Origin of the sequence: Methylobacterium sp. CB376, assembly GCF_029714205.1 — a bacterium.
In the GTDB taxonomy this organism is placed as follows: Bacteria; Pseudomonadota; Alphaproteobacteria; order Rhizobiales; family Beijerinckiaceae; genus Methylobacterium.
Genome location: NZ_CP121648.1, coordinates 4,616,522 through 4,638,048, shown reverse-complemented (window position 1 = coordinate 4,638,048; position 21,527 = coordinate 4,616,522). Strand labels below are relative to the sequence as shown.

The window sequence follows — 21,527 nt, the reverse complement described above, 5'->3', positions numbered from 1 at the left end:
TATGGTGCGACCATCCGGGACAGAGGCACCGGGAGCACGAAGGTGCGGGCAGGCCGATGCATACGATGAGCTGAGAGCTCGTGTTAGTAGCTGGCCGCCTCTGCGACTCGCCCGGTTGCGCCGTGAGCGCGGATCCGTAGGTGTCGTGTCGCCCGCCGCTCCCCCTCGCAACCTGACCAGGAGGAGCGCGCATGCGACGCGTGATCGGAATGGACCTCCACCGCACCTTCGCCGAGGTGGTGGTGTGGGAGGACGGCCGGCTCAGGCATGCCGGCCGGGTCGACATGACCCGCAGCGGACTGGAGGGCTTTGCCCGCACCCTGCAGGCCAGCGATGAGGTGGTGATCGAGGCGACCGGCAACGCGATGGCCGTCTCGCATCTGCTAAAACCGCACGTGGCGCGGGTGGTGATCGCCAACCCGCTGCAGGTGAAGGCGATCGCCCATGCGCACGTGAAGACCGACAAGATCGACGCGGGCGTGCTCGCCAACCTCTATGCGGCGGGCTACCTGCCGGAGGTCTGGACGCCGGACGCGGCCACCGAGCGGCTGCGCCGGCTCGTGGCGCGGCGCAATCAGGTCGTGCGCCATCGCACGTGCCTCAAGAACGAGACCCACGCGATCCTGCACGCTCACCTCGTGCCGCCATGCCCGCACGCCGACCTGTTCAGCCGGGTCGGCCGAGCCTGGCTGGAACGGCAGGCGTTGCCCGACGACGAGCACGCGGCGGTGCGGCGGCACCTGCGCGAGTTCGATGCTCTGGGCGAGGACCTTGCCGTCCTCGATCGAGCGATCGGCGAAGCGACGGTCGACAGTCCCGTGGTGCGCCGCCTGCTCACCGTCACCGGCATCAACGTGACGGTGGCCGCCGGGCTCGCCGCCGCGATCGGCGACGTGCGCCGCTTCCCCAGCCCGCAGAAGTTGGTGAGCTACTTCGGGCTGAACCCGCGCGTGCGCCAATCCGGCCTCGGGCTCGCCCAGCACGGCCGCATCAGCAAGGCGGGGCGAAGCCATGCCCGAGCGATGCTGGTCGAGGCGGCCTGGGCCGCCGCCAAGGCCCCAGGGCCGCTGCACGCGTTCTTCGTGCGGGTGCGCGCCCGGCGCGGTCACCAGATCGCGGCGGTGGCCACGGCGCGCAAGCTCGCCGTGCTCTGCTGGCACCTGCTGACCAAGGAGGCGGACTATCTCTGGGCTCGCCCTGCCCTCGTGGCCACCAAGGTGCGCGGTCTCGAACTGCAGGCCGGTCTGCCGCAGAAGAAGGGCAACCGGCGCGGTCCAGCCTACGCCTACAACGTCAAGGCGTTACGCGAGCAGGAGATGGAGATCGCCCGGCGGGCGGAGACGGCTTACGAGCAGGTCGTGGCGCACTGGACGCCGCGTCCCTCAAAGGCGGCGCGCGGACGCCTCAAGCCGGCAGGGCTCGGATGAGGCGGCCCGACGGAGCTTGCAGCCGAGGCTCCACTCTTCGCCACGAGGTCGCCCGCGCGACAAGAAACCTACCACGAAAGGTGCGGGCGGTCTTGTCCATCACATCCGTCGAATGCAATTTAGTGCGATGCTGAGCCGGGAAGGTCATGTAGGCCAGAACGTCCTCGCAGGTTTCGGCGATGAAGCCGTGAAGCTTCGGCCAGCGGGTGTGCAGCTGCTCGGCGAGGTGGTGGAGCGCAGCGCGGGCCGCGGCCTGATCCGTCTGCTGGAAGGCGTGACGCAGGCCCGCCGCGACCATCGTCTGCTGGGCGCGCGGCACGTAGGCCAGGGCATTGCGGGTCCAATGAACACGACACCGCTGCCACGTCGCCTTGAGCACCCGGCGGATCGCGGCCTTGAGACCCTCGTGGGCATCCGAGATCACGAGCTGCACGCCCGAGAGCCCGCGCTTGACCAGGCTGCGCAGGAAGTCGGTCCAGAACACCTCGGCTTCGGACGGGCCGATGTGCAGCCCGACGATCTCTCGCCGGCCCTCGGTGTCCACCGCCACGGCGACTATGGCGGCCACCGACACGATGCGCCCGCCCTCGCGCACCTTCAGGTAGGTGGCGTCGAGCCACAGATAGGGCCACGCGCCAGAGAGCGGACGCGTCAGGAACGCCGTGACGCGCTCGTCAATATCCTTGCACAGCTTGGACACGCTCGACTTCGAGATGCCTGACAGGCCCATGGCCTGCACCAGCTCGTCCACGCGCCGGGTCGAGACGCCGGCGATCCACGCCTCCTGGATCACCGCCACCAGCGCCTTCTCGACCGTCTTCCTCGGCTCCAGGAAGCCTGGGAAGTAGCTGCCGGTGCGCAGCTTGGGGATCCTGAGGTTGAGCGAGCCAAGCCGCGTGTCGAGGCTGCGCTCGCGGTAGCCGTTGCGGTAGGTGCTGCGCTCGCCCGTGCGCTCGTAGCGGCCCGCCCCAATCAGGCCCTCCACGTCGGCCTCCATCAGGATCTGCAGGACGGTCTCGGCGAGGCTGCGCAGGAAGTTGCCGTCGTCGGCCTTCTGCAGGGCCTCGATCAGTGCCACTCTGTCGTCGGTCATCGGGTGCTCCCGGCTCGGGTTGAAGTCCGCAAACTCCACCTTAGCCGCCAGCTCCGATGGCCACTCCAAGCCCCACCCCGGACCCCCTGAAAATTACACCTCGTCCGTGGACGCTACCCCTTTCCCAAATACTCGAATGGTTCAAATTATTCGTAGTTCGATCAGCTTCTGTTTGCTCAGACGCTCAAGTTCCCGTCTGATGACGGCAGCGGCGATACGCCCCTCTATGTCGGGTTCCGTGGTATGTCCCTCCGCCATGGAAGCCCGGGCTTATACGGCTTCAGCAACTCAGATTCAGGAATCCAATTTGCTTGTGTCCGTATATCGAACTGAATTCTAGGATGCACGTAGTAGGCGCCTTGGTTAATCATCGTTGATTTCGCCATCGCTTCGACCAGGGTGTCAGCTAACAATTTCTTTGGGTGCGCCAGGATCACTTTGATCTCACCGGTAAGGAGTGCTTTAGCCGCCTCTTGAGTCCCTTCCATTACAATAATCATGAGGTTTCGGGACGAGGTGCTCGGGTCCTCACGGCACGCCCGGATGACGCCGTTGATGCCGCCGCCAGCGACGTAAATGCCAACTAGATCCTGCGTCTCTCTTAATAAATTAATTGTATATTTATAAGCTATGTCGTCTTCATCGAGGGTTACCACCGACTCGAGTAACTGAAAATCCCTCGCATATTCACGGAAATACGAACGTAAACTCATTTCGCTGGCAATTTCGCTCTGGAAGCGATGATTCCCTACATAAATGGCGATCTTTCCCGGCGTCCTGCACATATTGGAGAGGAACCAGGCCGCGGTTTTGCCGACCATCCAATAGTCCAGTCCTATGTAGCCGGCACGATTCGGCGCCGTGAGCTCGGAAATTAACGCGAATACAGGCACGCCTTTCTCGTGCAAAATGTCGATGGCCTCGGTCAGCTGTGGGTGATCTGCGGCGACGACAGCCACGGCATCGCATGTCCGCCCAAGCTGGACGAGGCGTTCCGCGACGACCTCCTCCTCCTGGTAGTCCCGGAACTTCAGCATCGACCGGCCTCTGATGGTCGTCGAGGCAGCCGTTGTCTCCTGCAGGAGCTTCCCCAGTGTGTCGTAAAACTCGTTTCTCCGCTGGAGAAGGAAGCCGAGGGTGCGGACAGGCCGATCCTGTTCGCCGCTGCGACGGACCGTCTGAGCGAGATGATAGCCGACGGCCTCCGCGGCACGTTGTACCAGCTCGGCGGTTTCCTCCCGCACGGGATGGCGGCGCTTCAGGACACGATCGACTGTTGATACGCTGACATTGGCAGCCTTGGCCACATCGGCAATAGTAGGGCGGCGCACTTAGCTCTCCAGTTTGATGAAATTTTTATCTAGCACCGGCGGAAAAATCGGCAACTGTACCGCAGCGCACCCTAGAGCGTGTTATGAACTTTCTACTATGCGTCCCAGCTTGCTGAGCATGTCACAGACGAAGGCGACCATGTACATTCCAGCCAGTGTGCTCGCATAACGCTCGTAGTCCTTGACCAGCCGGCGGCAGCGCACCGCCCAGGCCAGCGAGCGCTCCACCACCCAACGCCGCGGCAGCAACACGAAGCCGCGCTTGGCCTCCGGGGCCTTGACCACCTCCAACGCGATCCCGTTCGCCTGCGCTGCGGTCGCTGCCTTCTCACCTGTGTAGCCCTGGTCGACGAATGCCTTCTCCACGCCCCCGTCCGTCTCCGCCTGGACCACGCAGGTCAGCGTGCCGACCTGACTGCGGTCATCGACATCCGCCGGCGTGACGTGCAGCGCCACCCCGTGACCGGGCGTCGACCGCCAGATGCACCTTCGACCCGCGCATGCGCTTGGCCCCGTCGTAGCCGGCCCGCTCGCCGCTCTCGGGCGAGGAGCGCTGGGTCCGGCTGTCCAGGATCACCGCCGAGGGCTCCGGCTCACGCCCGGCCGCCTGCCGCAGCACAGCACGCAGGTCGCCGGCCACATCGGCGAAGCACTCGGCGGCCAACCAGCGCTGGGTCGGCTGGTAGACCGCTGCCCACGGCGGCAGGTCGTGGGGCATGAACCGCCACGGCGCGCCGGTCTTGACGATGTAGCGCAAGCCGTTGAACACCTCGCGCAGATCGTGGTCACGCTGGCCCGAGTCCTCGCGCAGCAGCGTCAGGTAGGGCGCCACCAGCGCCCACTCCTCATCGGACACGTCGGACGGGTAGGCGGCGCGATCGGTGCTCATGCCCTTGCAACGCTCACGCTACATCATCGGTGCTCATGCCCTTGCAACGCTCACGCTACATCGTAGGTTCATAACACGCTCTAGGGCGTCTCCGCAAGCTCATGCGAGTCAGAGTATGGTTAATGCGAAGCGTGATTATGGCGAGATAGTTGGTGATCCTCCCCAGATTTCGCGGACACAGGTGTTAGCTCGCGTTCCGCTCGGCTTGCTCGGGTGTGACGTAGCCAAGAGCCGAATGGATGCGCTGCCTGTCGTTGTAGCCCTCGATGTAGGCGAACAGGTCGCGCCGCGCCTCATCCCGGGTCGCCGATCGTCGCTGGTGGACCAGTTCCACCTTGAGCGTGTGGAAGAAGCTCTCCATCGGCGCGTTATGGGATGGACGCCTCCCGCTCCGCGCCCAGGTTGGGCGAGACCGAGAGGGAGAAGAGCCATGCAGATGCTCGCGATCGATCTGGCCAAGCAGTCGTTTCACGTTCACGGCGTCGATGCCGATGGTCAGGTGATCTCCCGGCGCGTCGGGCGCACCAAACTTCCGGCGCTGGTGGCCAGCCTCGCCCCGAAGGTGATCGCCATGGAGGCTTGCGCCACGGCCCATCATTGGGCGCGAGCTTTCCTCGCGGCCGGGCATGAGGTTCGGCTGATCAACCCGCGCTTCGTCAAGCCGTTCGTGCGCGGCTCGAAGAACGATGCCGTCGACGCCGAGGCGATCTTCGACGCCGCCTCACGTCCCACGATGCGGTTTGTGCCTGTGAAGTCGACCGAGCAGCAAGACCTGCAGTCGCTTCATCGCGTCCGCGATCGGCTGGTCTCGCAACGCACGAACCTGATCAATCATACCCGTGGGCTCCTGGCTGAGTACGGCCTCATCTACCCGAAGGGTGCGGCCCGCTTTCCAGCGCGTGTGCGGGCGGAACTTTCCGAGGCGGGACTGTCGCCGATGGCGCGAGCCACCTTCGCGGCCCTGCTCGACGAGTTGGAGACCCTGGAGACGCGGCTTGAGCGGCTCGACGATCAACTTCGGGCGATCTGCCGCGAAGACGTCGTCTGCCGCCGCCTGATGACGTTGCCTGGCGTGGGCCCGGTCGTCGCCACCGCCCTCAAGGCCAGCGTCGGCGATGCCCGCCAGTTCCGCTCAGGGCGCGAACTCGCGGCCTGGATCGGCTTGGTGCCGCGACAGTACTCCACCGGCGGCAAGCCGCACCTCGGGGGCGTCGGACGCCGGGCCAACCACTATCTGCGGCGCCAACTCGTGCACGGCGCCCGCGCGGTCGCCTTGCGCCTGGCCACGAAGACCGATCCGCGCTCACGCTGGTTCCAGGCGGTGATCGACCGGCGCGGGTTCAACAAGGGGATCGTGGCGATGGCCAACAAGACCGCGCGGATAGCCTGGGCGATGCTGAGGCGCGAGGAGGATTACGCCCGCGCCTGACGCGGGCGACCGAGATCGTCGCGCGAGCGGCGATGCGTGCGAGGTGACCGACGATGGCGACACGGCGTGGGCCGCCGCTTCCGATCCTGACCTACGACACGGCCTTCGAGGCCGCTAGCGTTATGAGGACGGAAGAAGCGGACCCCATCGAGGCCAGGGGCGTGATCGCTCCACCGACAGGCCGGATAGATTCACGCACCCAAGGTCGTGGTCGTCGCTGAGGAATACCTTGCCGCGGGAGGCGTCCATAGATGTCGTAACAGCAGCCGGTCCGGCTCATGGATGGCCTCGCCCCCATGCCGGCGAGCTGCTTGCGATAGGCCTCGGCTGCGTATTGGCGCCGCAGTCCGAGTGACAGATGAGCCCGACAGCTGGCCGCTGTCGCTGGCCCGCCATCAGCAGAGCAGCCAAGGTCAGCTCGGTCCGCATGTGATCGCGCATGGACCAGCCGACGATCTTGCGCGTGGCGAGATCGAGCACGGCAGCCAGGGAGAGCCAGCCTTCCCTGGTCGGCAAGTAGGTGATGTCCGCCAGCCAGACCGTGTTGAGCCCCACCGCCGAGAAGTCGTGCTTCAGGAGGTTCGGGGCGATCGGCAGCTCGTGACGGCTGTCGGTCGTGCAGGGCCGGAACCGGCGGCCCGCCAGGGCCCGGATGCCGTAACGGCGCATTAGGCGCTCTACCCGCCCGCTCACACCCGCGGCTGGCCGATCGGCGTTCGGCCCGCAGCGCAGCATGGATCCGAGGCGCGCCGTTGCGCCTGTGGTGCCCGACATGAATGCGCCGAATATCCTCTAGGAGCTGGCGGTTGAACGCCGACCGGGCGCTCTCGGGGCGTGATCGCCAGCCGTAGTAGCCGCTGGGGGGAACTCCGAGCACGCGGCACATGAGACGCACCGGCCAGGTGCGCGCATGCTGCTCGACGAAGGCGAACGTCACTTGGGCATCTCCGCGAAGGTGCCGATCGCTTTTTTGGACATCGCGCTCCATGGGCATCCGGTCGAGCTCACGCCGCAGGCGGGCGATCTCGGCCGCCTGATCTGCCGGGGATGCGACGGGGCTCGTGGGCGACGCTCCCGCCGATCCTGCCGACCGCGGTCGAGGCGAGACCTCGCGCAGCGCCGTGCGCCACTGCCGCAACATGGAGGGTTGGATCCCGAGTTCGGCCGCGATCTGCATCTGCGATCGGCCACTGCTCTCCAGCAAGGCGACCGCTTCGCGTTTGAACTCGGGCGTAACTCCCGTCTCGTCTCCGCCATCCGGCGCCATCCCCGCCCGTTAAGAGCGTATCAGAGGTGTCCGTGAAACCGGGGGAGTACCATTGGCGGCCCGCTTCTCGTAGCGGGTCGCGATGCGGCGATACTGCTTGAGCCGGTTGATCAGCCGCTCGACCTTGTTGCGCTCCCGGTAGGCGGCCGTGTCGAAGTGGGGCTGACGCGGCCGGTCCCTGCGGGTCGGGATGACTGGCTCGACCCGCCGCTGCTTGAGCCGGCGGCGGGCGGGTGGGCTGGAGTAGCCTCGGTCTCCCGCCGCCCGGCGCGGACGCAGGCGCGGGGCGGCTACATCCCCGACGCCGCACAGCACCCTTGTCCATCAGCGCGTCCAGCGCGTCCAGCGCAAACTGCTCGTGGCGTTCGCCAGCCGTCAGGACCGCCGCTATCGGCTTGCCATGCCCCTCAGCGCGCAGATGCAGCTTGGTCGAGAACCCGCCCTGGCTGCACCCGAGCGCCTCGCCCATGCCCTCGACCGTGCCCTCACCCCCGAGGGCGCCAAGCCGGCGTGCGCCGGCAGCGTGCTGGTGGGCGCGCACCACCGTCGCGTCCACAAAGTGCAGGTCCCAGTCGAGTTCGCCGCGAGCATCCGCCTGCGCCTTCAAGCGCCGGAGCACGCGGTCGAACACACCCGCCTTGCGCCAGCGGTACAACCGGCTCGACACCGTGCCGACAGGCCCGTAGCGGGTCGGCAGACCTTCCCAGGGGGCGCCCGTGCGCAGGATCCAGAGAAGCCCGTTGAGCACCCGACGGTGATCCTCGGCAGGCCGGCCCGTCCGCGGCTTCTGCGGCGGTAGCAGCGGGGCGATCCGCTCCCACTGCGCATCGGTCAGTTCAAAGTGTCGCATCCCGACCACATGGGCGCTCACACCGCCCCTGTGAACCCCTTTTCAGAGACGCCCTGGCTCTCCAGTTTGACCGAATCTTTCATTTTCGGCTCTCCACTTTGACAGATTATATCATTTTGCCGCAGACGGAAAAAGCGGCAAGGGCAGGCGGGCACTCGGTTCTTCCGTTTGAATGAGGCTTTCATTCCCCCCTTGCAACGCCGCGGCCGAGCACGAGGGGGTTTGAGAGAGAATTGTGACTCGCAATTTTTTGTTAACTAAATTAGCGCATCCAACGTCCACCAATCAGGGCCTCCTCCCATGACCGGAGATAGCCATGAAGCCTGCCGGAAATGCCATCGGCCTGTCGTGCGGTCCTGCCTCTGCTCAAGAGGCGCCGGTGCCGAGGGCCTGCGCAGATCGCGAAAAGATGGACCCCGCCGACCCGGCGGGTGCGCCATCGCCTGATGAAGAGCGGGACTGATCTACGGACCCGTCGAACTGTCCCCGCGAGCGGGTTTCAGTGACGGTTGGCTCAAGTGCACGAACAGCGTGGATGACAAGATGGACGCAAGAGACGGCTCGGCCGCAGAAAGAGCTTATGCAACTATTAAACGCGAAATCATCTACAATCGTTTTGGTGTGTGCAGTCAGCTCAAAACTGACGAGCTTCGCCGGAAGCACCACTCCCTCGGGATAACGCCTATCCGAGATGCGTTGATCAAGCTCAATCAACAAGATTTTATCGACTATACTCCAAATATTGGCTACTTCACCAGAGTACTGACGACCTCTAATTTCATGGACCACTATAATCTGGAGTTGCTTCACCTGAAATATGCGATCGAGTCGGGTGCTTTGCCCTTTGCGGGCGAAGGGCTCGACCCGCCCTCTCTGTTCGACGCACCCGAATCCACCGGAGAAGCCGAAGCAACACAGTCCAGTGCACGGTTCATTGAGAATGTCTATGGACGAATTGCGCGCATGTCCGAAAATCGCAAACTTGTCCGGCATAATGAACTGTTTTGCGACCATACGGCATATATTCGTGAGCTCGGTCTCGAACGAACCAAAGACCAAGGGACGATCATTGACGTCGTGAAGCGCTTGGCCGCACAGCTTGCCAACGACGAACGCGCTGCGGCAATCGATACTCTGGTCGCGCTGTTCGATCGAAAGATCGCCCTCCTGGACGGGTCGGTCAACGAAGGAAACAACCGCGCCCTCGTAATTACCCAGGGGGTTCGGGGCGGTGCACGAGCCCGCTGACCTTGTCGGCGACGAGGTGGAGCGCGGGACGCGATAAGCCCAGCCACACAAAGCGCCGGTCGACACGCCAGAAAATGCAACTGTAACGCTAGAGCTTTTTCGGTTTGGTCTGAGTCACCGCGGGGTTTGCGGATCGAGTTCGGGGTGATTCACTGACCGCTCTGAACGAGGAGCGATGCATGGGCCGACCCTACAGCCAGGACCTGCGTGAGCGCGTGGTGGATGCCGCTGCGGCGGCCTCCTGTCGGCAGGCGGCGGCGCGCTTCGGGGTCGGGATCGCGACCTCGATCCGCTGGATGGCCGCCCTCACGGCCACCGGAACGGTGGCGGCGCGTCCGCAGGGCCGGGCGCGCCGCTCGAAGCTTGATCCGCACGAGGCCTTTCTGCGCGCCCTGATCGCACAGACCGACGACATCACGCTGGAAGAGATGCGCGCCCGGCTGTGGGATGAGCGGGATCTCACGGTGGGGCTGGGCACGCTGTGGAGCTTTCTCGATGAGCGTGACCTGACGTACAGAAAAAGACAGCCCACGCCGCCGAGCAGGATCGCCCGGACGTGAGAGAGGCGCGCGAGGCGTGGTTCGAGGGCCAGCCCGATCTCGACCCGGCGCGCCTCGTGCTCCTCGACGAGACCTGGATCTCGACCAACATGGCCCGCCTGCGTGGGCGCGCGCCGCGCGGCGAGCGACTGCGCTCGCCCGTGCCACTCGGTCACTGGAAAACGACCACCTTCGTGGCGGGTCTGCGCCTGTCTGGGATCACCGCACCCTTCGTGCTGGACGGTCCGATCAACCGCGACGCCTTCCAGGCTTATGTCGCGCACGTGCTGGTGCCTGAACTCGAGCCCGGCGACATCGTCGTGATGGACAACCTGGGCAGCCACAAAGGGCCAGCCGTGCGCGCCGCCATCGAAGCGGCGGGTGCGCGGTTGCTTTTCCTTCCGCCCTACTCGCCCGAGTTCAACCCGATCGAGATGGCCTTCTCCAAGCTCAAGGCGCTCCTGCGCAAGGCCGCCGAGCGCACCGTCGAGGGGCTCTGGTCGGCCATCGGGAGGCTCGTCGACACCGTCACGCCCGACGAGTGCGCCAACTTCTTCGCCGCGGCAGGCTATGATCCAGATTAAACCGAAAATGCTCTAAGCTGAAGAAAAAGCCCGGCCGCTCAGGCGCGGCCGGGCAAGTGAGTCATGCGCGCACCATGCGATGTGCCGACGCCGAGCCCAAGCCGAATCAAGCCGTATGCCGCCCCCCCCCGCGAAACCGCTGCCGCCGCGCCAAAAAACATACTGCGTTACAAATCGACGTAACGACTTTCTGTGCATTTGCCTTTATGGAAATCGCGTCCGCAATCGCGTTCAAACCTCTGAGAAAATTGACAAAATCAGCGATGTACGGCGTTACAAAATTTCATAACGCAAATTTCGGCATTTCCAAAAACGTAGCTCTTGCCGCCCGACCCATTTTTGGGCTTTCTCCCGCCCGAGTTACGGCTCGGCTTGTGCGAAATCGCCAGCGCCTTCCCACCACTTCCGACCAGATGCCCCAGGTCAGGATCGCCGTGATCGCGCTCCCTTGAGGAGCGCGCGAGCATGCGATGCGGCCACCCATGGCATCGCTCGGGACGGCTTCCTTCTTTCCTCGGTGCCCTGATGAAACACCAAGCGCTCAGCCAGGGTGTGAGCCCGCGCGTCTCGATATCCCAACTGGCTCGAGACCGTCTCAAGTCCCGTATCCCTGCCGAGCGGTCCGCGCCCGACCTCGACGAGTGCCTCGTCGGTCGCTTCTCAACCCGGCTGCCGAAGCCTCTACCCGCCAAGGGCTGATGCACCAGCCGCCGATGAGATAGCCGCTGCGCCTCCTGCGATCCGCGCTCCTGACCGTCCTCACGGCTGGCGCGCTGGTCGCAGGTTACGCCATCGCCCTCGCCGCCATCGCGGTCGACGGCTCAATCCTGCTCGTCGCCGCCCTCGCGGACTGAGACCTCGCCCCGCTGTCTGGTCCCGGCAGATCGCGAGTAGGTGCGCCCCGGCCTCCCCGCACAGCACCGGGGCGCACCAGACCAGGATCAGAGGACCCGGACCAGCCATGACCGCCCCTTTCGCCCTGAGCGCCTTCGAGCTGTTCCTTCGTGCCGCCGAGGCGGCCGGGAGCGAGCTGGAGGTCGAGGTGTCCCTGACCCGGAGCGGCGAGGTCGTCCTTCACGCGAGCCGCGTCCACGGGAAGGCGGTCCTGGAGTTCCGGCGCTTCCTCGTCCGCGGGCATTCCGCGATCGAGGTCTCGGTCCACGACCGCCGGTACAAGCCGCTCGTCTCCGGGGAGGACATCGCCAATGCGCCGCACGATGGTTGACCTTACGGACGACGACGCGCCCGGGGCGCAGGAGGTCGAGCTGGACGCGGACGGCCTGACCGAGGTCATCATGCAGCTCGGGGAGATGACGGAGCGCCTGCTGACCGCGCGCCTCACCTCCCTCCCGCGTCCCCGCAGCACGCCCAGCTCACCGTCGTCCTCGAAGAGGTCCGCGCGCTCCGCGCGACCCTCGCCCTGGCGCGCGGCGAGCCGCTCGCCGCCCGGGCGCCGGCCTACGTCCCCCCGGAGGTTGCCCCGTGCGTCTCCCCCTCGCCGTTGCCTTCCTGATCCACGACGCCCTCGGCTGTATCGGCCTCGGGCTCCACGCCCGGGACACCTACCTCGGAGACGGGCAGTCGGTGACCCACTACGGCGTCGCCCGGCGCCCGTCCTGGGACCGCGCGCTCCGCGCCAGGCTGCTCTACTCGCTCCTGGTGGCTGCGACCGTCGTCTGGCTCGGCCTGATCGGGGTCCTGTTCGTGAACGCGGCCACCGAGTACCGGCGCGTGCAAGCGCTGATCCTCGCGGCCCCCTGAGACGGCGGGCCGTTCCACCCGCCAGCGAGGCCCGGCCATGAGCAGCGGTGCCGCGGCCGGGCCTCGCGAACGATCGCCCGGAGGCGCCATGCCCGAGATGGACGACGCCACGTCATGCCTGCTGATCGTCAGCCTCGCTCTCGTCTCGGCCGGGGCCGCGATTGCGCTCCTCCTCCGCCTCGCCCTCTCGGTGCCGATGTCGTAGGCGCCTGGACGTTCACCGGCCGGCTGCCCGAACGGGAGCGCGACCCCTGGGTCTGCGCCCTCAATTGGGCCGGCAGCGAGGGCCGGCAGCTGATCGTCCACCTGCTCGACCGGCGCCTTGTCCTTCACCCGGGGGACACGCTCCAGCGCCACGCGAGCGGCGACTATAGCGTCCGCCCGGGCCACCTCGACGCGGCGCGCCCCTTGAAGGGGCGGCGCCGGGGCACCCGGACCAGCGTCTAACGAGATACCAGCGGGGAGAGCCGCGAGCGGCGGAAGGCGCATGGCGCCGGCCCGTCGCGAAGCCCCGCCCGTCCACGGATCGCCCTCGGGCGGGCCGGGCGAACAGCGGCGCCATCACGAGGGACCAGCCCGTGGGCCTCTACACCGCCGTAACCGTCACCGTTCAGGTCGAGGGCAAGGATGCGATGGTCCTGGGCCCCCTGGACGATCAGGGCATGGGATGCGTTCTCTGCCCGGGGACAGAGGAGCGGGGGCTGGTCCTGTCCGCACTCGCGGAGGCGATCGGCATCCTGACCGGCCCGCGGCCGGGCCCGATACCGGCTTTCGCGGTCTACGAGGCGGACGCCCTGACCCCGGCCAGGAAGCGGCCGCACCTGTCGCTCGTTCCCAAAGACGGGGAGGCGGGCGAGTGACCGCCTCCTTCTACTGGCGCGGGATGCTTCACGCCGACGTCCCCGCAGTCGCCGCGCTCGCGGCCGAAGTCTACCCCTCCCAGCTCTGGGAGGACATCGACGCCCTCGCGGCGCGCCGGCAGATCGGGACGGGCCTCGTCCTGGTCGCCCCCCCGGGCGCCCGGGTCTACGGCTACCTGCTCGCGCACCCCTGGGACCTCTCCGCGCCGCCCCTGACCGCGGAGCTGGACGCCCCGCCGCAGCCTGAGACGCTGTGGCTTCACGACCTCGCCCTCGTCCCGGAGGCCCGCGGGCGCGGGCTGGCCGACGTCGCGATCCGGCGTTTCCTCGCCTGGGCGGCCCTGTTCCGGTCCGGCTCGCTCGTCGCCCTCGACCCGGTCGCCGCCCGCTTCTGGGGCCGCCGCGGCTTCCGGCCGGTGCTCGATTGCAGCGCGACCTACGTCCCCGGCGCGGTCCTGATGCGGAGGCCGTCGTGAAGCCCCGGATGAACGAGTGGGACCGGATGTTCACCCGGGAGGCATACGACGCCCTCCCGGCCTCGCTCCACGCGAAGCGCCCCTTCGAGCCCGGCCCCTACCGCTGCTGGGACGGCAAGTCCCTCACTTGGTACTGGGTCGGAGAGGACGGCCTGAGCCAGACCAAAACCCTGCCGGCGATCTTCGTCGGCCGCCCGGCCTATCGGCCGCGCCTGGAATTCGGAGACGTCCTGTGACCCCCCGCGATCTCGAAGCCGCGCTCGCCGCCTGGGCGGCGGAGCGGCCCGCGGCCGACCCGTTCGCCACCGGCCTCAACGCGGCGCTCGCCGCCGGGGCGCCGCACCCGCTCGACGCGATCCGCGCGTCCCAGCAGCGCGTCCCCTGGGGCGCCGGCCAGCTCGAGGCCGGGATCGCGATGGGCGCCGCGCTCGTCCTCGCGCACCTCCGCGCGCTGACGGATCAACCGGCTGAGGAGTAGACCGATGGGCATCAACGTCGCGAAGCAGGGCTGGGGCGGCTGGAAGGTCGATCCGAAGGCCGCGCTCTCCGGCGCGACCCAGGCGCTCAACCAGATCGGCGACCGCGCGCACGCCCACGTCAAGCAAGTCATGCCGGGGCAGACCGGCCTGAAGAAGCGGACGGTTAGCAAGGCGCTGAAGAAGAAGCGGGCAAGCTCCGGCTCGCCGACCTACGAAATCAAGTCGGCCGGCGGCAATATCCGCCTGAAATACTTTGGCGCGCGAGAGACGCGGGCGGGCGTCAGCGCCGCCCCGTGGAACCAGCGGCACGTCTTCCCGGGGACGTTCACCCGCGGCGGGCGCTTCCCGGCGCGCGTCCCGCTCAACCTCGGGGGGCACGTCTACGCCCGGGCCGGGAGCAAGCGGCTCCCGATCGCGGTCCAGCGCTCGGGGCTGTTCATCCCGGACGAGATGATCTCGAAGGCCGCTTACGGCGCCTTCCAGGGCGAGGTCGGCCACCTCGACGTCGAAGTCCTGAACGGCATGGCCGGGAAGATCGGCTTCTGACCGTGCCGGTGCGCTACGAGGCCGGGATCACCCGGGCGACGCTGCGCGCCAACCGAGCGACCCTCTACGTCTACGGCGACAACAGCGCCGGGGTCGGCCTCGGCGGGCAGGCGAAGGAGATGCGGGGCGAGCCCAACGCGGTCGGCCTCGTGACCAAGCGGGCGCCGGCCACCTACCCCGCCGCCTACCTCTCGGACGACGACCTGGAGACGGTTCGCCGCCTCTGGGTCGCGCCCTACCGCCGCCTGCGGGACCACCTCGCCGCGGGCGGGGACGTCGTCTGGCCGAAGCGCAACATCGGGACGGGACGGGCGGAGCTGCCGGCCCGCGCCCCCGCGGTCTGGGCGGCGCTGGAGCGCCTGCGGGCGGCTCTAGACCCTCCCACCCCTCAACCGGCAGACAGGTAGACCCATGCCGCGCTTCCTCTCGAATGCGCTCGCCGCCGTCGTCCTCCTGGCGATGGCGGCGCGGATGGCCCGCGCCCCGAAGGGCGCGCCGCCCGGCGGCACGATCCACTGACCAGCCCCGGGGACCAGACCGGACATGCGAGTTCTCATCTGCGGCGGGCGCGACTACGCCCGGGCCCGCCATCTGCGCGAGCGGCTGGACGCCCTCGCAGCGGAGCACAAGTTCACCCTCGTCGTCACGGGCGGGGCGACCGGCGCGGACACGCTGGCGGACCGCTGGGCCGAGGCCCGGGGGATCGACCGGGTGATCTGCCCCGCCAACTGGGTCGGGCGCAGCAAGCTCGCCGGCCCGGACCGCAACGGGCTGATGCTCCGCCTCGTCCGCCCCGATCTGGTGGTCGCCTTCGAGGGAGGCGCCGGCACGGCGGACCTGCTGCGGCAAGCCCGGGCGGCGAAGGTCCGGGTCATCCAGGTCCCGGAGGAGGACGAGCCCCCGCTGGAGGACAACCCCCTGCTATTCCCGGACGTCGTGGGGGAGACGGGGGCGGACGCCCCGCAGGGGACTGAAGCCCCGCAGGGGGCCGATCCCGCCCCGGCCGCCGAGGGCAGCGCGCGCACCAGCGCCCCGCGGCCCGTCCCGCGCTCGGGCCGCTTCGGGAGGGGCACGCGATGACCGGCTTCGACGACGACGACTTCGAGGAGCTGGCGCCGCGAGCCAAGGCGACCGTCTCCTCCCCCGTGGCTTTCGGGACCTGCTGCGTCCGCGGCGGCACCGAGAAGGTCACGCTGACCTTCGCCCCGGAGGCCATCGCCCGCCTCGACGGCTGGCCCCGCTTCGCGGTCGCATGGTCGCCGAAGCAGATGGCCTTGAGGATCCGGGCCGACGCTCAGGGGCGCTTCGAGGCGTGCCGGACGCCGCTCGGCGGACGCCACATGCTCCGGGTCGACCTGCCCCCGGAGCTGGTGCACGTCCCCAAGCTGCGCGAGCCTGCCCCCCACACCTACGGGGAGGACGGGGTGACCCTCTATGTGATCGCCCCCCCCGGCCTTCCGGGCGCAGCCCCGGACGCCCCTCCTAGCGCCCCCGGCGCCCGGGGCCCCCCCGGGGAGCCACCAAGCCGCGGTCCAGTCCGCGCGGGCCGCCGTCCCGGGCGGCGTCCTGAAGGGCGCCTTCCGTGGGTGCCCCCCCCCGGGAGGCCGCCCTCGACATGCTCGCCCTCGCCCTCTGGGTTGTGGGCGTGACCCTCGCCCTCTGGGCGCTCCCGCTCCTCGCCGACAGCGGCCGGGTCGCCATGGACTGGCGCCTGCCCCGCCAGGAGACGCCGTGACCGCCATCGCCACGACCTCGCTCGACGCCCTGGCCGAGAGCATCGACGCCTGGAAGCCCGACCTCGTCGTCTCGGTCCGCTCCCCGGGCCGGGGCACCCTCCTCATCCCCACCGTCCCCGTCCTCCCCCTCGCCTTCCACGACATCGAGGCGGCGTTCGACGGGCGCATGGATGGGCCGAGCCCGCGCCACCTGGGCGTCTTCCTGGACGTCCTCGGCCTCCGCCCGGGGCGCCTGCTCATCCACTGCACCCAGGGGCTCTCGCGCTCCCCTGCCCTCGCCCTCGTCGCCGCCGTCGCCCTGACCCCGGAGGACGCCTGCCGGCGGATGAGCGCGGCCCACCCCAAGGCGGCGCCCAACCGCCGGGTGCTCGCCCTCGGCGGCGCAGCCCTCGGGGTCGGGACCGCCCTGGTGGCCGCCGCCTCCCCAGTCTTCGCCCAGCCCCGGGCCCGGTACGGCGCGGTCGGCCTCCCCGCCGGCTTCCGCCTCCCCTTCCCAGGCCTCCCGGGGGAGAGCCCGCCGCCCCCGCCCCGCTCCCCGCGCTCGCGTCGTAGGAGCGTCGCTGGCGGGCGTCCGCCTCCGCCCGGTACCTCCCCCTGTCGGGAAGGCCCTGACGACCGCCACGGGCTCGCTGGCTCGGCTGGTGGGGTGGCTGGCGAGTCTGGCCGAAGGGCTTAGGGACCGTCTGGCTGGTACAGGAAGTTGCGGGTCCCAGGCTCGCGCTCTTGGCGCGTTTTCGGGATTTTTCGATCCCGGCTTTACTGCATGAAATGGCTGTCCAAATGGCTGAAGACTCAAAGCCGTCAGATGCCGGGATGATCCCGCTGGAGCAGGCCGCGCGGCTGCTTCTGTTGAGCACGATGAGGCTCCGGCAGCTCGCCAAAGAGGGCTGGTTCCCGCCTCCGGTGCGGGGGAAAGTCTCGTTGATCCTGACAGTCCAGGGCTACATCAAATTCCTCCGGGACGAGGACCGCCGCAGCTCCAAGACCGCCGCCGAAAGCGGCCTCAAGCAGGCCCGGCAGCGTGAGGTCGAGCTGCGGATCGCCAAGGACGAGGGCGAGCTGATCCCGCTCCTCGACGTGATGGGCGTCATGGACGAGTTCACCGGGGCGGTGGTGACGGCGCTCAAGAACATGCCGAGCCGGTTCTCCCGGGACATCGCGCAGCGGGAACGGCTCCAGCCCCACGTCGACGAGGTGCTGACCCTGGTCGCGGACAAGATGCAGGCAGCGGCCGGGGAAGCGCGCGCGTTGCGCGGGTAGCCGGCGCTGCTCCCTCCCTCGCAAGGTCGGCGCGCTCCGCGCGCGCCGGCCCGTGGCACCCTGATGGCAGACAGTGACCAGCCCGCCGCGGCGCCGACCTGGTGGGCGCACGCGCGAAAGAACCTTCCTGCGCTTCTGGAGCGGATCGCCCTCTTCGTCCGCCCGACCCCCCGGCTGACCCCGGACGCCTGGGGCGCGCAGAACAGGGCGTATCCCGCCAGCTCGGGCCATCCCGGCCCCCGCGACCCGTACTTGACGCCCTACGCGGTCCCGATCGGCCGGGCGATTGCGGAGCGCCGCGCCCGCCGGGTGGTCGGCGTCATGGGCGCCCAGAGCGGCAAGTCCGAGACGCTGCTGGACGTGATCGGGCACCGGCTCGACCAGGATCCGGCCCCGATCCTCTACGTCGGCCCGAACCGGCAGTTTCTGACGGAGCAGCTTGAGCCGCGGATCATGCGGCTGCTGGACGAGGCCCCGACGCTCGCCAACAAGGTCAGCCGCGGCAAGCGGATGACGAAGACGAGGAAGGTCATCGGCGGCGTCCCGCTGCGCCTCGCGCACGCGGGCTCCTCGACGGCCCTGAAGGCCGACCCGGCCTCGCTCGCGGTCACGGACGAGGCGGACGAGATGTTGGCGAACGTGCGCGGCCAGGGCGACCCCTTCGGCCTGATCGACGCCCGCGGCGACACCTACGCGGACTTCGTGCACGCGATCGTCTCGACGCCCTCGCGCGGCCCCAAGGAGGCGGAGATCGACCCCGTCTCGGGTCTCGAATTCTGGAAGGTGATGCCGGCCGACGACTTCGAGTCGAAGGTCTGGCGCCTCTTTCAGGCGGGCACGCGGTATCACTGGACGTGGCGGTGCCCGGAGTGTCAGGAGCGCTTCATCCCCCGCTTCTCGTGCCTCGGCTACGAGGGCAAGGGCGACGAGCGGCACACGACGCCGGCCCGGGCCCGCGAGACGGCGCACATCGTCTGCCCCCGCAACGGCTGCATCCTGACCGAGGCGGACAAGCCGGACATGAACGCCTCGGGCGTCTACGTCGCGCCCGGGCAGGCGATCGCGGCGGACGGGACGGTGACGGGCGAGCCGCCCGCCAGCGACACGATCAGCTTCTGGGTATCCGGCCTCTGCTCGCCCTTCCGCTCTCTCGGGGACCGCGCCGCGGCCTACGTCGAGGCGGTCCAGGGCGGGGACAGCGCCAACATCCAGACGGTCGTCAACGCCGGCTTCGGGGAATGCTACAACGAAGCGCCCCTGAACGCCCCCAAGATCGAGTCGATCAAGGCGAAGATCGTCCCGTATCGCCTGGGCGACGTGCCGCGCGAAGTCATGCGCCTTACCGCCGGGGTCGACGTCCAGAAGCGGTCGATCTTCTACGTCGTCCGCGGCTGGGGCGCGCGCGGCGCCTCCTGGCTGCTCCAGGCGGAGGAGCTGCAGGGGCTCACGGACGGCGAGGACGTCTGGGACGACCTCGCGGACGCGCTCACCTCCCCCTACGGCGGCCTGAGGGTCGAGAAAGCCTTCATCGACTCGGGCTTCCGGCCGGACAAGCCGGATGCCGGGGACGTCCACCGGGTCTACGCCTTCGCCCGCCGCTACGACTGGCTGGTCGTGCCGACCAAGGGCATGCCGACCCGGGCGCAGCCGATGACGATCCGCAAGCACGAAGTCGACACGAAGGGGAAGGCGGCGCGGTTCTCGGTCGATCTGGCGACCCTCGACTCGGACTACTTCAAGTCGCTGGTGTCGAGCCGGATCCAGACGCCGGTCGGACGCCCGGGCTCCTTCCACCTCCCGCTCGACATCTCCGAGCGCTACTGCCGGCACCTGATCTCGGAGGTCCGCGAGATCGTCGCCGGCAAGCCGGTCTGGACCCAGGTCAGCCGCGACAACCACTGGCTCGACTCCGAGGCATTGGCGGCGGCGGCTGGCTACCTACTCAACGTCCTGCGCATCCCCGATGGGGTGATGCGCGATTGGGACGAGACGGCGCCCCCGCCGCTCCCGGCGGTGGGGGACGACGTCCCGCCCGCCGCGGCCCCGCTCCAGGCGGCGAAGGCGGCGGTGGCCCAAAAATCCCTCCGGGACAGCCTCTCGTCTCGCATGGCGGCCCGCGCGGCCGGCTTCAATCGGAGATAGCCCATGTCGATCGTACCCCGGATCAAGCAGGGCGGCGTTCTGCCCGCGACGTCCGGGGATCGCCCTCGGCCGAAAGCATCGAGCGGCTGGTGGCCCGGCTACATGCGCGGGGAGGCGTCCCCGGTGTTTCGCGGCTGGAACCCGATGCCGCGGGATCCGGCCGACACCGTCCGGTCCGCCTGGACCCGGGCGGCCGGGCGCGCGCTTGACATCATCCACAACTCGGGCTGGATCTCGGGCGCCATCGACCAAGCGGTCGCGAACACGGTCGGGGTCGGCCTGCGCCCTCGCCTGACCCTCGACGCCGAGGTCATGGGCTGGGACGAGGATCAGGCCACCGACTGGTGCGCGCGCGCCGAGGCCCGGTTCCTTAACCTCTGGGCCACGAACTCCTACGAGTGCGACATCGAGGGGCGGCGCACCTTCGCGCAGATGCAGGCCGCGGCCTTCCGCTCCTGGTTCGGCCCGGGGGAGATCGTCAGCGAGTGTGCCTGGAAGCGGCGCCCCGGCGGCGCATACGGCTCGAAGGTCCGGCTGATCCCGGCGCACCGGCTCTCGCAGCGCACGGCCTATCCGCGCCTCGTCCAGGGCGTCCAGATGGACGAAGACTGGATGCCGACGAGCTACTGGTTCTGGCGGCGCAATACCCCGACCGGGACCGAGCAGGAGATCGAGGTCGAGGCCCGGGACCGCTATGGGCGCCCCCGGATCGTCCACGTCTTCGACGGCGTGCCCGGGCAGTATCGGGGCATCTCGCCCCTGGTGGCGGCGCTCGCGACCGCCCGGCGCTTCGACCAGCTCACCGAGAGCAAGCTGACCGCGAACCTGATCCAGGCGGTCTTCGCCGCGACGATCAAGAGCGACGAGCCGACCGAGGAGATCCTGAAGGGGCTGCTGACCCCTCAGGAGCAGGCCCGGATGGCGAGCGACGGCATGAGCGCCTTCGACGCCTGGGCGGCGATGAACGAGGGCTGGTACAAGAGCACCAACATCGACCTCGGGATCAACGGGCGCTTTGCTCACCTCTTCCCGGGTCAGGAGCTGGAATTCCACTCGACCTCGCAGAGCAGCGCGGACTTCAAGGACTTGGCGCTGTTCCTTCTGCGCGAGATCCTGCGCTGCCTCGGCCTGACCTACGAGAGCGGCACCGGCGACTATTCCGGCGCGACCTACTCGTCGGTCCGTATGGCGACGAGCGAGATCTTCCAGATCACGCTCTACCGGCGCGAGAACATCGTCGGGCCCTTCTCGACGCCGCACTTCCTGGCGTGGCTGGAGGAGGACATCGAGCGCGGCGGCACGCCGTTCCCGGACGGGGTCGCCGGCTTCCTCGCCAAGCGCCCCGCCCTGACGCTGCGGTGGACTGGCACGCCCAAGCCCGAGGCGGACAACCTGAAGACCGCCAAGACGTGGCAGACCTACCGGGACATGGGCGTCGCGACCGACGAGGCGATCTGCGCCGACCAGGGGCTCGGGGACGTCCACGACGTCTACAAGCAGCGCGCCCGTGAGATGCGCCTGCGCGCGAAGTACGGGCTCCCGGAGAACGGGCCGGCGCCGACGCCCGACCCGGTGGCCGACAAGCTGGTCGTGCAGGAGGACAACTAGCC

20 protein-coding genes and 4 pseudogenes are annotated in these 21,527 nt (G+C 68.6%); 18 read left to right on the top strand and 6 right to left on the bottom strand.

Annotation, left to right across the window (positions count from 1 at the left end; translation table 11 throughout):
* Nucleotides 1–209 precede the first annotated feature (209 nt).
* Nucleotides 210–1,427, top strand: a complete 1,218-nt coding sequence (locus QA634_RS21165; RefSeq protein WP_150108864.1) for an IS110 family transposase — start codon at nucleotides 210–212, stop codon at nucleotides 1,425–1,427.
* A gap of 67 nt (nucleotides 1,428–1,494) precedes the next feature.
* On the opposite strand, the pseudogene QA634_RS21160 reads toward QA634_RS21165, so the two are convergent.
* The 4 genes and pseudogenes from QA634_RS21160 to QA634_RS21145 all read right to left on the bottom strand — a co-directional run.
* Nucleotides 1,495–2,520: pseudogene (locus QA634_RS21160) on the bottom strand (IS256 family transposase); the annotation flags it as partial.
* A 224-nt stretch (nucleotides 2,521–2,744) separates the two neighbouring features.
* Nucleotides 2,745–3,851, bottom strand: coding sequence for a LacI family DNA-binding transcriptional regulator (locus QA634_RS21155; RefSeq protein WP_012333913.1), 1,107 nt, complete (start codon nucleotides 3,849–3,851; stop codon nucleotides 2,745–2,747).
* Between the two features lie 81 nt (nucleotides 3,852–3,932).
* Nucleotides 3,933–4,740 (bottom strand): annotated as a pseudogene (locus QA634_RS21150) (IS5-like element ISMtsp14 family transposase).
* Between the two features lie 184 nt (nucleotides 4,741–4,924).
* A pseudogene (locus QA634_RS21145) lies at nucleotides 4,925–5,113 on the bottom strand (IS3 family transposase); the annotation flags it as partial.
* A gap of 57 nt (nucleotides 5,114–5,170) precedes the next feature.
* Between QA634_RS21145 and QA634_RS21140 the strand changes: the two are divergent.
* A complete protein-coding gene (locus tag QA634_RS21140; RefSeq protein ID WP_012331380.1) occupies nucleotides 5,171–6,169 on the top strand; it encodes an IS110-like element ISMtsp7 family transposase in 999 nt (332 codons plus the stop codon).
* Nucleotides 6,170–6,422: 253 nt separating this feature from the next.
* On the opposite strand, the pseudogene QA634_RS21135 reads toward QA634_RS21140, so the two are convergent.
* Together QA634_RS21135 and QA634_RS21130 are read right to left on the bottom strand one after the other, a co-directional pair.
* Nucleotides 6,423–7,426: pseudogene (locus tag QA634_RS21135) on the bottom strand (IS3 family transposase); the annotation flags it as partial.
* A 19-nt stretch (nucleotides 7,427–7,445) separates the two neighbouring features.
* Nucleotides 7,446–8,286, bottom strand: a protein-coding gene (locus tag QA634_RS21130; RefSeq protein WP_085984499.1) for an IS5 family transposase whose coding sequence is annotated in 2 segments (ribosomal slippage) — nucleotides 7,446–7,721 and nucleotides 7,723–8,286 — 840 coding nt in all. Because the reading frame shifts where the segments join, the coding sequence is not laid out codon by codon here.
* 531 nt (nucleotides 8,287–8,817) lie between these two features.
* On the opposite strand from QA634_RS21130, the gene QA634_RS21125 reads away from it, so the two are divergent.
* The 16 genes from QA634_RS21125 to QA634_RS21050 all read left to right on the top strand — a co-directional run bounded on the left by QA634_RS21125 (nucleotide 8,818) and on the right by QA634_RS21050 (nucleotide 21,525).
* Nucleotides 8,818–9,534, top strand: a complete 717-nt coding sequence (locus QA634_RS21125; protein ID WP_150108709.1) for a hypothetical protein — start codon at nucleotides 8,818–8,820, stop codon at nucleotides 9,532–9,534.
* Between the two features lie 179 nt (nucleotides 9,535–9,713).
* Nucleotides 9,714–10,657 (top strand): IS630 family transposase gene (locus QA634_RS21120; RefSeq protein ID WP_085984469.1). Its coding sequence is split into 2 segments (ribosomal slippage): nucleotides 9,714–10,050 and nucleotides 10,050–10,657, totalling 945 coding nucleotides; the frame shifts between segments, so codons are not numbered across the junction.
* 961 nt (nucleotides 10,658–11,618) lie between these two features.
* The gene (locus QA634_RS21115; RefSeq protein ID WP_012333910.1) at nucleotides 11,619–11,882 is read left to right on the top strand and encodes a hypothetical protein; all 264 of its coding nucleotides are present in this window, start codon (nucleotides 11,619–11,621) and stop codon (nucleotides 11,880–11,882) included.
* A gap of 257 nt (nucleotides 11,883–12,139) precedes the next feature.
* Nucleotides 12,140–12,418, top strand: a complete 279-nt coding sequence (locus QA634_RS21110; RefSeq protein ID WP_012333909.1) for a hypothetical protein — start codon at nucleotides 12,140–12,142, stop codon at nucleotides 12,416–12,418.
* Nucleotides 12,419–12,996: 578 nt separating this feature from the next.
* Complete coding sequence (locus QA634_RS21105) at nucleotides 12,997–13,278, top strand: hypothetical protein (RefSeq protein ID WP_012333907.1); 282 nt, start codon at nucleotides 12,997–12,999, stop codon at nucleotides 13,276–13,278.
* Entirely contained in the window at nucleotides 13,275–13,754 is a 480-nt protein-coding gene (locus QA634_RS21100; RefSeq protein ID WP_012333906.1) for a GNAT family N-acetyltransferase, read from the top strand. Before QA634_RS21105 ends, QA634_RS21100 begins: the two co-directional genes overlap by 4 nt.
* Complete coding sequence (locus tag QA634_RS21095) at nucleotides 13,751–13,990, top strand: hypothetical protein (protein WP_018261519.1); 240 nt, start codon at nucleotides 13,751–13,753, stop codon at nucleotides 13,988–13,990. Before QA634_RS21100 ends, QA634_RS21095 begins: the two co-directional genes overlap by 4 nt.
* Nucleotides 13,987–14,232, top strand: a complete 246-nt coding sequence (locus QA634_RS21090) for a hypothetical protein (protein WP_012333904.1) — start codon at nucleotides 13,987–13,989, stop codon at nucleotides 14,230–14,232. The genes QA634_RS21095 and QA634_RS21090 overlap by 4 nt, the downstream gene beginning before the upstream one ends.
* A gap of 4 nt (nucleotides 14,233–14,236) precedes the next feature.
* Entirely contained in the window at nucleotides 14,237–14,779 is a 543-nt protein-coding gene (locus QA634_RS21085) for a hypothetical protein (RefSeq protein ID WP_012333903.1), read from the top strand.
* 2 nt (nucleotides 14,780–14,781) lie between these two features.
* On the top strand, nucleotides 14,782–15,186 hold the full coding sequence (locus QA634_RS21080) for a DUF7831 domain-containing protein (protein ID WP_012333902.1): 405 nt from the start codon (nucleotides 14,782–14,784) through the stop codon (nucleotides 15,184–15,186).
* A gap of 136 nt (nucleotides 15,187–15,322) precedes the next feature.
* Nucleotides 15,323–15,859 carry a DUF2493 domain-containing protein gene (locus QA634_RS21075; RefSeq protein ID WP_012333900.1) on the top strand — a complete coding sequence of 179 codons (537 nt, stop codon included), beginning with the start codon at nucleotides 15,323–15,325 and terminating at the stop codon, nucleotides 15,857–15,859.
* 502 nt (nucleotides 15,860–16,361) lie between these two features.
* Nucleotides 16,362–16,514 (top strand): hypothetical protein, encoded by a 153-nt coding sequence (locus QA634_RS21070; protein WP_168169169.1) that lies wholly within the window; start codon nucleotides 16,362–16,364, stop codon nucleotides 16,512–16,514.
* Nucleotides 16,511–17,191 (top strand): hypothetical protein, encoded by a 681-nt coding sequence (locus QA634_RS21065; RefSeq protein WP_283026740.1) that lies wholly within the window; start codon nucleotides 16,511–16,513, stop codon nucleotides 17,189–17,191. The genes QA634_RS21070 and QA634_RS21065 overlap by 4 nt, the downstream gene beginning before the upstream one ends.
* Before the next feature lie 137 nt (nucleotides 17,192–17,328).
* Nucleotides 17,329–17,775, top strand: a complete 447-nt coding sequence (locus QA634_RS21060; protein ID WP_012333896.1) for a hypothetical protein — start codon at nucleotides 17,329–17,331, stop codon at nucleotides 17,773–17,775.
* A gap of 63 nt (nucleotides 17,776–17,838) precedes the next feature.
* On the top strand, nucleotides 17,839–19,917 hold the full coding sequence (locus QA634_RS21055; protein WP_012333895.1) for a terminase gpA endonuclease subunit: 2,079 nt from the start codon (nucleotides 17,839–17,841) through the stop codon (nucleotides 19,915–19,917).
* 3 nt (nucleotides 19,918–19,920) lie between these two features.
* Nucleotides 19,921–21,525: a phage portal protein gene (locus tag QA634_RS21050; protein WP_012333894.1), complete on the top strand. Its 1,605-nt coding sequence runs from the start codon at nucleotides 19,921–19,923 to the stop codon at nucleotides 21,523–21,525.
* The last annotated feature ends 2 nt before the right edge of the window (nucleotides 21,526–21,527 follow it).